The 12500-nt window shown below is 40.9% G+C and carries 11 protein-coding genes, 1 tRNA gene, 2 rRNA genes, 1 other RNA gene and 1 other annotated feature (2 of these 16 cut by a window edge); of the genes, 4 read left to right on the top strand and 11 right to left on the bottom strand.

Translation table 11 applies throughout. The annotated features are described in order from the left end of the window. The 5 genes from recR to tadA form a co-directional block, all read right to left on the bottom strand. On the bottom strand, positions 1-163 hold the 5' portion of the coding sequence (gene recR / locus ABC357_RS20690; RefSeq protein WP_412889458.1) for a recombination mediator RecR. 434 nt of this gene lie to the left of the window's left edge; 163 of the gene's 597 nt are visible here — the first part of the coding sequence; it begins with the start codon at positions 161-163; its stop codon lies off the left edge, out of view. Between the two features lie 11 nt (positions 164-174). Continuing rightward, positions 175-495, bottom strand: a complete 321-nt coding sequence (locus ABC357_RS20685) for a YbaB/EbfC family nucleoid-associated protein (protein WP_412889457.1) — start codon at positions 493-495, stop codon at positions 175-177. A gap of 22 nt (positions 496-517) precedes the next feature. Next, a complete protein-coding gene (gene dnaX, locus ABC357_RS20680; protein ID WP_412889456.1) occupies positions 518-2209 on the bottom strand; it encodes a DNA polymerase III subunit gamma/tau in 1692 nt (563 codons plus the stop codon). Between the two features lie 164 nt (positions 2210-2373). Then, positions 2374-2638: signal recognition particle sRNA large type (ffs, locus tag ABC357_RS20675), an RNA gene on the bottom strand. 97 nt (positions 2639-2735) lie between these two features. Beyond that, positions 2736-3236, bottom strand: coding sequence for a tRNA adenosine(34) deaminase TadA (gene tadA / locus ABC357_RS20670; RefSeq protein WP_412889455.1), 501 nt, complete (start codon positions 3234-3236; stop codon positions 2736-2738). A 99-nt stretch (positions 3237-3335) separates the two neighbouring features. Between tadA and ABC357_RS20665 the strand changes: the two genes are divergently transcribed. The 3 genes from ABC357_RS20665 to ABC357_RS20655 all read left to right on the top strand — a co-directional run bounded on the left by ABC357_RS20665 (position 3336) and on the right by ABC357_RS20655 (position 5346). Next, entirely contained in the window at positions 3336-3890 is a 555-nt protein-coding gene (locus tag ABC357_RS20665) for a cysteine hydrolase family protein (RefSeq protein WP_412889454.1), read from the top strand. Positions 3891-4030: 140 nt separating this feature from the next. Continuing rightward, positions 4031-4672, top strand: a complete 642-nt coding sequence (locus ABC357_RS20660; protein ID WP_412889453.1) for a deoxynucleoside kinase — start codon at positions 4031-4033, stop codon at positions 4670-4672. After that, positions 4669-5346 (top strand): deoxynucleoside kinase, encoded by a 678-nt coding sequence (locus tag ABC357_RS20655; RefSeq protein WP_412889452.1) that lies wholly within the window; start codon positions 4669-4671, stop codon positions 5344-5346. The genes ABC357_RS20660 and ABC357_RS20655 overlap by 4 nt, the downstream gene beginning before the upstream one ends. A gap of 457 nt (positions 5347-5803) precedes the next feature. Here the strand turns inward: ABC357_RS20655 and ABC357_RS20650 are convergent. The 4 genes from ABC357_RS20650 to guaB all read right to left on the bottom strand — a co-directional run bounded on the left by ABC357_RS20650 (position 5804) and on the right by guaB (position 10837). Then, positions 5804-5896: transfer RNA gene (locus ABC357_RS20650), tRNA-Ser, on the bottom strand. 269 nt (positions 5897-6165) lie between these two features. Next, a complete protein-coding gene (gene serS, locus ABC357_RS20645; RefSeq protein ID WP_412889451.1) occupies positions 6166-7440 on the bottom strand; it encodes a serine--tRNA ligase in 1275 nt (424 codons plus the stop codon). A gap of 61 nt (positions 7441-7501) precedes the next feature. Next, positions 7502-7730: a binding site (T-box leader), on the bottom strand. A 147-nt stretch (positions 7731-7877) separates the two neighbouring features. Beyond that, positions 7878-9200, bottom strand: coding sequence for a serine hydrolase (locus tag ABC357_RS20640; protein WP_412889450.1), 1323 nt, complete (start codon positions 9198-9200; stop codon positions 7878-7880). A 170-nt stretch (positions 9201-9370) separates the two neighbouring features. Then, positions 9371-10837, bottom strand: coding sequence for an IMP dehydrogenase (guaB, locus tag ABC357_RS20635; protein ID WP_412889449.1), 1467 nt, complete (start codon positions 10835-10837; stop codon positions 9371-9373). A gap of 110 nt (positions 10838-10947) precedes the next feature. Between guaB and ABC357_RS20630 the strand changes: the two genes are divergently transcribed. Further along, the gene (locus ABC357_RS20630) at positions 10948-11916 is read left to right on the top strand and encodes a YaaC family protein (RefSeq protein WP_412889448.1); all 969 of its coding nucleotides are present in this window, start codon (positions 10948-10950) and stop codon (positions 11914-11916) included. A gap of 85 nt (positions 11917-12001) precedes the next feature. Here the strand turns inward: ABC357_RS20630 and rrf are convergent. Beyond that, positions 12002-12117, bottom strand: a 5S ribosomal RNA gene (gene rrf / locus ABC357_RS20625). 64 nt (positions 12118-12181) lie between these two features. Next, a 23S ribosomal RNA gene (locus ABC357_RS20620) occupies positions 12182-12500 on the bottom strand (it continues 2617 nt past the right edge of the window).

Raw genomic sequence — 12500 nt, 5'->3', positions numbered from 1 at the left:
AAAGATTACGCTTTGCATTGACTAATGCCTTAGCGAAATCTAGAACTGTGTCTTCTTTCATATTTAGAACAAAAAAAGCGAGCCGGGCGGCGGTTTTTGGTCCGATACCCGGCAATTTCATGAAACTATCGATTAATTTCGAAATAGGTTCAGGATAATGCATGATTATACCCCCTAGAACATGCCAGGAAGATTTAAACCTTTAGTGAATTGTCCCATTGTCTGGGCTGTCAATTCATCGATTTTCTTCAAAGCATCATTTGTTGCTGCTAATACTAAGTCTTCTAACATTTCGATATCATCCGGATCTACAACTTCAGGTTTGATTTTTACTTCTACAATCTCTTTATTCCCTGAGATTGTAACAGCAACCATGCCGCCGCCTGCAGAACCTTCGATTCGCTTTTCAGCCAATTCTTCTTGGGCATCAGCCATTTTCTTTTGCATTTTCTGCATTTGCTTCATCATATTTTGCATATTTCCCATTCCACGCATAATTGTATATCCTCCAATTTAGTTAATCTTTTATTTCCAATAAATCATCGCCAAAAAGTTTTCTAGCTTCAGATATCAACGGTTCTTCTTCTTTTTGGCTTGTTTTCGTTTCTACCTCATCGGTGCTTTGGGTGGCGATAAAATCTTCCCGGATTTCCTGCCACTGTCCAGCCGGCACACCTTCCATACGCAGTGCATGGCCAACTAAACGTTGCATGATAGACGCTATAGATTCAGTAAAAGATGTATTTTCCATTGCCATTTGACAGTGGATTTCGTATTTGAATTTTACCACAAAAGCGCTATCGGATGCAGCAACTGGTTCCGCTTCATTCAATAAAGCTGCCGCTGATTTCATATTCTGGTCAGCGAGTGTACCCAATAACTCGCCCCAATGATTTTTTACAGCCTGCAAATCCTGCTTCGTTGCTTCTTTCAGGACATTTTGAATCCGGCCGGCAGGTGCTTTAAATGACTTCTTAATCTGTTTCTTCGCCTTCGCTTGTTGAGGGGCTGCATTAGCCTGGACCTTAATGCCTTCCATTTTAAGTGCGTTCAACTGATTTTCCAATTCAAGCACTTTATTCTTCAGTTCCATCACAGATGCACTATCTTCAGCCGTTGCTGTTTTAGTGTGGCATAGTTTTACAATTAACACTTCCATAAATACACGAGGGTGGTTCGTCCATTTCATTTCCTGCTGTGTTTGGTTAAGTTGTTCGATAAATTGATAAATCGCGCCGGTCTCTATATCGCCAGCCAACTGTTTGAACGAATCATCAACCAATACACGTTCAAGTACATCACTCATCTGGGGCGAGACCTGGTAAAGAAGCATATCTCTAAAATAAAGGATCAAATCCTCGATCAATCGGACCGGATCCTTACCCAAAGATAACAACTCTTTCAATAAAGCCAGCGCCTTACTTACATCCTTTTCATGAATGGCATTGACCAATGTCCCCAAATACACCTGGGAGGCAGATCCTGTAATGGTCAAGGCATCCTCTACCGTCACACTGTCATTCATACTGAACGAAATAGCTTGGTCCAAAAGGCTAAGGGCATCCCGCATCCCGCCTTCCGCAGCCCGTGCGATGATTTGAAGGGCCTGATCATCACAGGACACGCCTGTATTCTCTACAATACCGCTCATACGTTCTACAATATCCTCAGGACCGATCCTTTTGAAATCGAACCGTTGGCATCTGGAGATAATAGTAAGAGGGATCTTATGCGGTTCTGTTGTTGCCAAAATAAAGATAACATGTTGCGGCGGCTCTTCCAGTGTTTTTAACAATGCATTAAAAGCACCAGTCGATAGCATATGCACCTCGTCTATGATATAGACTTTATACTTAACAGAATTCGGCGCATATTTTACTTTATCGCGGATATCGCGAATTTCATCGACACCATTATTTGATGCAGCATCGATTTCAATGACATCTGAAATAGAACCATCTGTTATTCCTCTACAGGAAGGGCATTCATTGCATGGTTCCTGTACAGGAGAGTGTTCACAATTAACCGCTTTCGCCAATATTTTGGCGACTGAGGTTTTCCCAGTTCCCCTTGGGCCCGAAAAGAGATAAGCGTGGGAGATTTTTTCCTGGACAAGCGCATTTTGAAGCGTTTTTGTCACATGTTTCTGGCCGATCACATCAGAGAATAGCTGTGGTCTCCAAACCCGGTATAATGCTTGATATCCCACCGTACGTCCTCCTTTTGCCTAATCTATTTTATTATACATTAACTAAATTCCATTTTACAAAGGGACATAAGCAATCTATCCCTTTTTTCCCTAAAGAAAAAAGAGGATGCACACCCCTAACAAGTTAAGAGCATACCATCCTCTATTATTTATAAGAATAACTGCCGTACACCTTTCTTCGAATCGCTGCCATAAGCGTTACTTTTGTAGTTAGCTCAGCCCAGGCGACCCTGCGGCACATGAAAGATTCCACTTAATGCTGCTTCCTTCCGGACCTGACATGGTTCATGGATTTCCATTGCGCAGGACCCAAGCGTCAACACCACTTACAAAAGGCAGACCCTACAGCATACGACCCTCTAAAAGGAATTCGGTCTCGCTAGAGCGGATTGCGAGTACAGGGCACCGCTACCTCCCCACCTAGTACGGCAAAATTGATACCTATAATTAGTGCGCCATATACGACGCATTTTCAAGTATACCCATATTTCTAGAAAAAAGCAATGAAAACCGCAACGGAATTATCTTACTCTATCGTCGATTCTTTCCGTCTGCGTCTTTCTTCTTTTTTGCGCGCTCTTAGCGTTCTGAAAAAATCAGTCAAGATTTGACCGCATTCTTCCTCCATGACACCAGGGACTACTTCACACTGATGGTTAAACCGTTCATCTGTCAATAAATTCATGAATGTCCCGGCGCATCCCGCTTTTGGATCAGATGCCCCGTAGACAACTCGTTTAACCCTCGAGAGGATAATAGCGCCCGAGCACATAGGGCACGGTTCCAACGTAACATATAGTGTAGCATCTTCCAGTCTCCACGTACCAAGCTTCTTGCAGGCTTCATCAATAGCCATCAATTCAGCATGCGCAGTTGCACTTTGTTCACTTTCACGCAAATTATGCGCCTGCGCAATAATTTCATCATCAAGAACAAGGACAGCCCCGATTGGGACTTCGTTCTTTTCCCCTGCCTTTGCCGCTTCTCTTAAAGCCGCTTCCATATACAATTTATCTTTAGCTTCCATACATTTGCTCCCTGCCTATAGAAAGAATCGAATTAAATTCAGTGGAATGAAACAGACTAACACCATCATATAGGTTCTACAACCGGATGGGAGTATGTTATGCAAAAATCGGATACAGCCCTTTTAATCATCGATATGATCAATCATTTCAAATTCCGCAACGGAACAGCATGTTACCGCCATACCTTACAGATCACCGATCCCATATTATTAGTAAAAGCCAAGGCCTGCGCTGCCCGCATACCCATCATATACATTAATGACCATTATAATCTATGGCAAGCAGACTTCCAAAAAATTATTTTTATGTGCCGAACAAAAGAAAACAATTCCTATATCAGCATGATTGCCCCACAGCCAAATGACTATTTCCTTATAAAACCGAAGCACTCGGCCTTCTATGGCACTTCATTGAATACAATGCTCCACCAGTTCGGAGTAAAACGATTGATTATTACCGGAATAGCAGGGAACATTTGTGTACTTTTTACAGCAAACGATGCTTATATGCGGGAGTACTCCCTTGTATGTCCGGCAGACTGCATCGCATCTGCCGATGTAGAGGATAATACATATGCCCTTACTATGATGGCCAATGTACTGAAAGCGGATATTAGAAATAGTACCGCAATTATAAATGAATACTTCAATTAATACACATTGAACGTCATTCATCATTCCTAGTAAAAATTGCAACTCATTTTTCTTGCATAATCTGCAACGCGATGAAAGAGTGTGTGTTAAAATAACAGGAGCATTCATCCTTCAAAATTATCAGGAGGCCGTATAGAATAATGATACAAACACCTTTCATAACTGTAGAAGGGCCAATTGGCGTTGGCAAAACTACATTGTCCAAAGCAATCTCCGATCATTTTCAATTTGCCATTCTCAAAGAGATCGTAGATGAGAATCCATTTTTAGGCAAATTCTATGAAAATATCGATGAGTGGAGCTTTCAGACCGAAATGTTCTTTTTATGCAATCGGTATAAACAACTTGAAGACATCGAAACGAAATTCCTCGCTAAACAACAGCCGGTCGTAGCTGATTATCATATATTTAAGAACTTGATTTTCGCTCAACGCAGTCTCAAGCAATCACAATATAATAAGTATTTAAGTGTTTTCGATATCCTGACACAGGACATGCCTGTTCCAAATATGGTCATTTATTTGCACGCCAGCTTGGATACCCTAATGAGCCGGATTCAAAAACGGGGCCGTGAAATCGAAAAAAATATTAGCCCTCTATATATGGAACAGCTACTGAACGATTACCATGTCTTTATGCAGCAATTCATCGCCAAGCATCCGGATGTGACTGTTCTTCAATTCAATGGCGATGATATGGATTTTGTCGAAAATACAAATGATCTGAGCACCATCTTAAACCAAGTTAATCAAGAGCTTCAAAAAGGAGTAAAACTAAAATGAACCTTCGCGCTAAACATAATATCCCTAACGATGCCGTCATTACAATTGCGGGAACAGTCGGGGTCGGCAAATCAACGATTACCAATGCATTAGCTAATGCATTGAACTTCCGGACATCCTTTGAAAAAGTGGATTCCAATCCATATTTGGATAAGTTCTATAACGATTTCTCCCGTTGGAGCTTTCATTTACAAGTTTATTTCCTATCGGAGCGGTTTAAAGAACAAAAACGCATCTTTGAATATGGAGGCGGATTTATCCAGGATCGCTCCATCTACGAAGATACAGGCATTTTTGCCAAAATGCATTATGAAAAAGGCACAATGAGCAAAGTCGATTATGAGAACTACACAAGCCTTTTTGATGCAATGGTGATGACTCCTTACTTCCCGCATCCTGATTTGTTAATTTACCTAGAAGGTTCATTGGATGACGTTCTTTCCCGCATAAAAGAAAGAGGCCGTCCAATGGAACAACAAACACCTATTGAATATTGGGAAGAAATGTACAAGCGTTATGAAGATTGGATTAACCAATTTAACGCATGCCCAGTCCTTCGCTTAAACATCAATGACTACGATTTAATCAATGACGAAACATCTATTGAGCCGATTGTTGAAAGAGTCTCCTATTTCCTGGAGGAAACAAGAAGACTTCGCAGAACAGGCCGGTAAAAAGCAGAAGGCGCTTGCTTTCCCCGACAAACGTAAAAGAGGTTTGGGTTACGATCTCGAGGGGATGGCGCCTACAGCTTTATTCACAGAAAAAGAGCACACAACCTCCCTTTTGCTTGGATGAACAGACAAGAAAAAAGGAGCTGTGTGCTCTTTCGTTTAAATAGAATTACATATGTTTAGGTTTCTTCAACCAATCCAACCAAAAGATATTCCCTTACAAGCATCCCTGATGCAGATGGGAGTATCTTTTTATTTGCACCTGAGATTTCGTGCTGCCTACAGCTTGCAGGGCTTGCAGTAGCAGGTCCGAAATATGTAGTCCTTCAGCTTATATTAGGTGAATGACAAAGCTTTAGAACACTAATTTTTTCACAATAAAAAAATCAATGCTGATATGCATTGATTTCAATGTTTCTATAATCTCCATATTATGCGCTATGGTTATTGATGTAAATGGAGGAGGTAGAGGGATTCGAACCCCCGCGAGCCGTTAAGCCCCTGTCGGTTTTCAAGACCGATCCCTTCAGCCGGACTTGGGTATACCTCCAAAATATGTGTTTCAACTTGTCGTATCAACATTTAATAAGATAACATAATGCATAATCTAGTGTCAAGCCTTCGTAAAAAAAAATTAAATATACAGATTATTTAAGGAAATCATGTTTTAATACGATACCGAAAAACCTGTCCTTTTCAAGAAGCTTCATACGCCTCAGTTTAAACAGAACAGACTGAATGCTCATTACTCAGCCATAAATAAGCACCCCAAAATGAATCTTGGGGTGCTGTGCCATTTTATCGGCTATTTTCGTTTCTTTACTTGATGTATTCTTTTCCGCCCATGTATGGACGCAATACTTCAGGGATTTTGATGGATCCATCTTCTTGTTGGTAGTTTTCAAGGATAGCCGCAACTGTACGTCCGATAGCAAGGCCAGAGCCATTCAATGTATGGACATGTTCCGGTTTTCCTTTTGGATCACGGCGGAAACGGATATTAGCCCGTCTTGCTTGGAAGTCTTCAAAATTACTGCAAGAAGAGATTTCTCGGTAAACACCGTAGCTTGGAAGCCATACCTCAATATCGTACTTCTTCGCTGCAGTGAAGCCAAGATCAGCCGTACACATGCTAAGTACTTGGTAAGGTAATTCAAGCAATTGCAGAACCTTCTCAGCGTGTCCTGTCAGCTTTTCTAATTCTTGATATGAGTCTTCGGGTTTTACAAAGCGAACTAGTTCAACTTTATTGAATTGATGTTGGCGAATCAAGCCTCTTGTATCGCGGCCGGCAGATCCTGCCTCAGAGCGGAAACAAGCACTGTAAGCTGCATACCCGATCGGCAATTGCTCACCGGCAAGAATTTCATCACGGTGCATATTTGTCACAGGCACTTCTGCTGTAGGAATCAGGAAGTAATCTTCGCTTTCGATCAAGAAGGCATCTTCTTCAAACTTCGGTAACTGTCCTGTTCCTGTCATACTCGTGCGGTTGACCATATATGGAGGTAGAATTTCTGTGTAGCCATGTTCCTCAACATGAAGGTCAAGCATGAAAGAAATAAGGGCACGCTCCAAACGGGCTCCCAATCCTTTATAGAATACAAAACGGCTTCCGGTTACTTTGGCTGCCCGTTCAAAATCCAAAATACCCAGCTCATCTGCTAGCTCCCAATGCGGTTTCGGCTCAAAGCTGTACTGCGGTAATTTACCCCAAGTACGGGCAACAATATTGTCATCTTCGCTGTCGCCGACAGGAACACTTTCATGGGGAATATTCGGGATAGATAATAATAAGCGCTCAAGTTGTGCTTCTACATCGCGAAGCTCATCATCCAACACTTTAATCTGGTCTCCGACCTCTCTCATTTCAGTAATTACCTCTGTCGCATCTTGTTTTTCTCTTTTCATGACTGCAATTTGTTGAGATACTTCATTTCTGCGGCTTTTTAACTTTTCCGTTTCGCTGATCAATTCACGGCGGCGGCTATCCAGCTGTTCGAATTTGCCCAAATCCGTCAAATCTTCACCACGGTGTTTTAACTTTGCTTTAACTTCTTCAAAATTAGCACGTAAATATTTTAAATCCAACATGCTTACTTCCTCCTTTTCCATTCTGTTCTTCTAGGTGAATACAAAAAAACCCTCATCCCAAAGAAGGGACGAGAGTTACCCGCGTTGCCACCCTAGTTAAAAGCAGATTAATGCTTTTCACCTTAAAAAGAATAACGGTTTTTAAAACCGAAAGCACTTACTGTTCCACGAATGGAAGTTCGGCACTTTGCTCAAGGATGGATTCACAAGGCATTATTGCCGATTTCCACCAACCACCGGCTCTCTTTGAAACAATAACCTATGCTACTAATTCCTATCATCGCTTTTAGAATAATTAATTTTGTATTCAATTTACTATAAAGTTAACCTATGTGCAACCTATTTATACATTTTTCCACTTCATTCGATAAATTGACGTAAATTAAAGAGTAAAAAAAGGACGCTCCTCCAACAACGGGGAACGCCCTCTGCTTATTTTAGAACCAGCCTTTTACCATAGATGAAACACTGTCCCAAACATCCCCAAAGAAGCCACCGACAGCTTTCATTGAAAGGACAAACCAATTTGATTTTTCTACATCTTCAGCAGCTACAAGGTCGACTTGAACCTGTTTCGCTCCCTCTTTTGTCAAGAAACCGTACGGGTCATTCTTGGATTGGACTGTAACGTAGCCAAGCTTTTCGCCTTTTTTAATTGGAGCAACAAGCTTTCCGTCTTTGTTCAATTTCTTTTTGTCGATCACTACGACCGGCTTATACTCTTTAGCCGTTCCTTTTTGGATGACTAAATCAACTGGTTTCTTAGTGGTCAAAGCAACATGCTTTTCTTTTCCTTTTTCCACTTCTATCTCTTTGCCCTTTGGCTTATAGCCAGCCTTTAAAACTTCTTCTTTTCCAAAATTAGCAAAAGCGTAATCTAAGACCTTTCGTGTATCTGTGAATCGTTCGTTCTTTGAAGGTGATTTCATTACAACAGATATGAAACGCTGTCCATTTCTTTCGGCAGTTGCTGTAAAGCAATAGCCTGCAAAGTCAGTGGAACCAGTCTTTAATCCGTCCACACCTTCGTACTGGAAGATCAAACCAGGCAACATCCAGTTGAAGTTCGGGTATTCTTTGCCATCTTTAAATTTTAATTTAGATTGCTTAGAGAAGTTAAGCACATCAGGATAATCGTTGATCAAGTGGTAAGCCAATGTAGCGATGTCGCGTGCACTCATGACATTTTCATCATTTGGGCCGCCAGCAGCGATATTGCCGCCCAAGTCGCTATTATTCAAGCCGCTTGAATTCACAAACTTATATTTCGTCATACCTAACTCTTTTGCTTTTTTATTCATTAGCTCTACGAAATTCTTTTCAGATCCGGCAATTTTTTCAGCCAAGGCTACAGTAGCTGCATTAGCCGAGAAGATAGCCATTGCTTCGTATAACTCTTTAACGGTGTAATCTTCGCCCTGTGTAAGACCGATATTTGAAAGTCCATTACCTTTAGAAAGGTTATGTACATATTCATTAATATTAATTTTATCGTCCCATGAAATCTTACCTTCTTTAATCGATTCCATAACGATATATTCAGACATCATTTTAGACATGCTGGCAACGCCTAAAACTTTATCAGCATTTTTTTCATAAAGGATTTTACCTGTTTTGGCATCCAATAGCATGGCTGCTTCTGCTTTAAGGCTTAATGGGTCACTTGTTGCCGCTTTAGCAGGGGCAGCTCCAGTGAACTGAGAGAATACAAATGCAATCAGTAATGTTAATACTACAGTAATCTTGCTGAAACTTTTCAACTTCTAATACCTCCGCTTTTCATACTTATACATATTTTTTTGGTTATATATGTTGATTATTTACTTTTTTAAACATGCTTTGTTTAGTTTAGCACAAAAAAAACAAAAAAAATAGACAGATCGATATTGCTCTGTCTATTCTTTCACCGACTATTTGCTTATTGGCTTACTTAACTAATTGAGTAATTAGGAGCTTCTTTTGTGATTTGTACATCATGTGGATGGCTCTCACGCAAACCAGCACCAGTCATACGGACAAATTGGGCCTTTTCTCTTAATTCTTCTAAATTAGCTGTACCGCAATAACCCATTCCTGCACGTATGCCGCCAACTAATTGGAATAAAGTATCCGAAAGAGGTCCTTTATAAGGCAAACGCCCCTCTATGCCCTCAGGAACGAACTTCTTGCTGTCTTCTTGGAAGTAACGGTCTTTCGAACCTTTTTCCATGGCAGCTTCCGATCCCATCCCTCTATAAACTTTAAATCTTCTTCCTTGATAGATTTCTGTTTCTCCAGGACTTTCTGTCACACCAGCTAATAGGCTTCCAAGCATAACAACATGGCCGCCTGCAGCAAGGGCCTTAACCACGTCACCTGAATATTTGATTCCGCCATCGGCAATGATTGCTTTACCAAGTTTGCGCGCTTCTGTAGCACAATCATAAATAGCTGTAATCTGTGGAACACCTACACCTGCCACAACACGTGTTGTACAGATACTTCCTGGTCCGATGCCGACCTTAACTATATCTACCCCTGCCTCTATAAGAGCACGTGTCGCTTCTGCAGTAGCTACATTTCCAGCGATAATGTTCAATTCAGGGTAAGCATCGCGAATCTCGCGGACAACGTCCAAAACACCTGCTGAATGGCCGTGTGCCGTATCAATGACAATTACATCTACATGTGCTTTCACAAGCATTTGTACACGTTTCATAGTATCTTTTGTAATTCCTACTGCTGCTCCAACCAATAAGCGTCCTTGGCTGTCTTTTGCTGAATTAGGGAATTCAACTACTTTTTCAATATCTTTAATGGTAATTAGGCCTTTTAATACTCCATTATCATCCAACAAAGGCAATTTTTCGATTTTGTAGGTCTGAAGAATCTTTTCAGCCTGTTCCAACGTCGTTCCAACAGGAGCAGTGACTAATTCTTCTTTTGTCATTACCTCGGAAATACGAAGTGAATAGTCGCTTATAAAACGTAGATCACGGTTCGTGATGATTCCTACCAACTGTTGCTCATTCAAATTATTGACGATAGGCACACCAGATATCTTGTATTTGCCCATTAAGTGCTCTGCATCAAAAACTTGATGTTCCGGAGTCAAGAAGAACGGATCCGTAATTACGCCGCTTTCAGACCGTTTTACTTTATCAACCTGTTCCGCTTGCTGTTCAATCGACATGTTCTTATGAATAATTCCCAATCCACCTTGGCGCGCCATGGCAATTGCCATATCGGCTTCAGTGACTGTGTCCATTCCAGCACTAATAATGGGAATATTTAATTTCAACGTTTCCGTAAGGTTGACCGAAAGATTTACTTCCTTTGGCAGAACCTCTGATTTTGCAGGTATCAACAATACATCATCAAACGTTAATCCTTCTTTAGCAAACTTATTTTCCCACATTTTTTTGCCCTCCCGATTGAAAATATTATTAGTAGGTTATCAATTGGGTAAAATACTGTCAAGGAAAGTACTAGAAGTTTGATTTTTCAAAATTTTTAAAGGGAGTATTTATGATGATGCATCTGAATGATTCTTGGGACCTTTTTCAGTTATTTAAAGCGCATTCACATACACAGCTTTTTTTATCTCGTACATACCAACAAAACAGGATTGAAGAATATCACACGTACAGTTATCAAAACAGTCCAGCTTTTATCTACCACATTGAAAGTGCTGAACTTTTTTATAAACAAGCTTCTCATTCTCCTAGCATGCTTAAGCCGATATTACTATTTTATGGGTTGGTACAACTCATAAAGGCGGCTATTTTAACTCAGGATCCTCTTTATCCAAGTTCGACTACTTTATTAGCGCATGGAGTCACTACAAGAAAGCTTAAGAAACAACACTATTCTTTTTTGCGTGATGAAGTCAAAATTCAGCAGAAAGGGTTATTTGGCTATATGAGTGAGATAATGTTTCATATGAAACATTTGGAAAAAGATAAATTTATGATGGGCAGCCTTCTAGGTGAAATTCCAGAAATGGCGGGTAGCCTAGAATTTTTCGGGTTAGAAAAAGGGTTCACCTTGAATAAAATGTCGGACTGTCAATATCGCTGTAATCATCGTGTACTGGATACTTTCCATATGACTGCTGAGCGGTTCCAGGAATTCTTATCAACTAATTATCCTTTTTCTATAAAAGTCAAGGAGACCGGAAAAGATAAGATAGAGTTATTTTTTTCTGCACCTTTTGATCCGAATACTTGCAGTTGCCTAAAATATAATCTCCCTTCAAATACTTGCTATATATCGCGAAAAAATGATTTTCATAGTGAACAGCTTTCTGAGCTTATGGTTCATTATTTACTGCTCTATAATCTAAGTATGATTGCGCGCTATGAAACGGAATGGTGGATGGATCTTCATCATACAAAGCCAACAGAAGATTATCCGTTGATCGAGCAGTTTTTGGGGTGCACGCAATTAAAGTCCCCTTATCTTGTCAGTGAATGGCTTTTAAAAAAAGGGTGTTAAGGCATTTCAAGTATTTCAACTATTAAATGGACATACCCATAATTGCAAACAAAAAAAGACCAGCGCAATCGCTGATCTTTGTGTTGCCTGGCAACGTCCTACTCTCACAGGGGGAAACCCCCAACTACCATCGGCGCTGAAGAGCTTAACTTCCGTGTTCGGAATGGGAACGGGTGTGGCCTCTTCGCCATCATTACCAGACATATAAAGGAATGTTATTCCTTCAAAACTAGATAACAGAGTCAAAAGTAAATCAAACAACAATTTGGTTAAGTCCTCGACCGATTAGTATCCGTCAACTCCATGTGTCGCCACACTTCCATCTCGAACCTATCAACCTGATCATCTCTCAGGGGTCTTACTAGCTTGACGCTATGGGAAATCTCATCTTGAGGGGGGCTTCATGCTTAGATGCTTTCAGCACTTATCCCGTCCGCACATAGCTACCCAGCGATGCCTTTGGCAAGACAACTGGTACACCAGAGGTGCGTCCATCCCGGTCCTCTCGTACTAAGGACAGCTCCTCTCAAATTTCCTGCGCCCGCGACGGATAGGGACCGAACTGTCTCACGACGTTCTGAACC

The organism is Bacillus kalamii, assembly GCF_047238185.1.
Lineage (GTDB): Bacteria > Bacillota > Bacilli > Bacillales > DSM-1321 > Bacillus_AD.
Note: the sequence above shows the minus strand (reverse complement) of the source record. Positions and strands in the feature narration are given on the sequence as shown.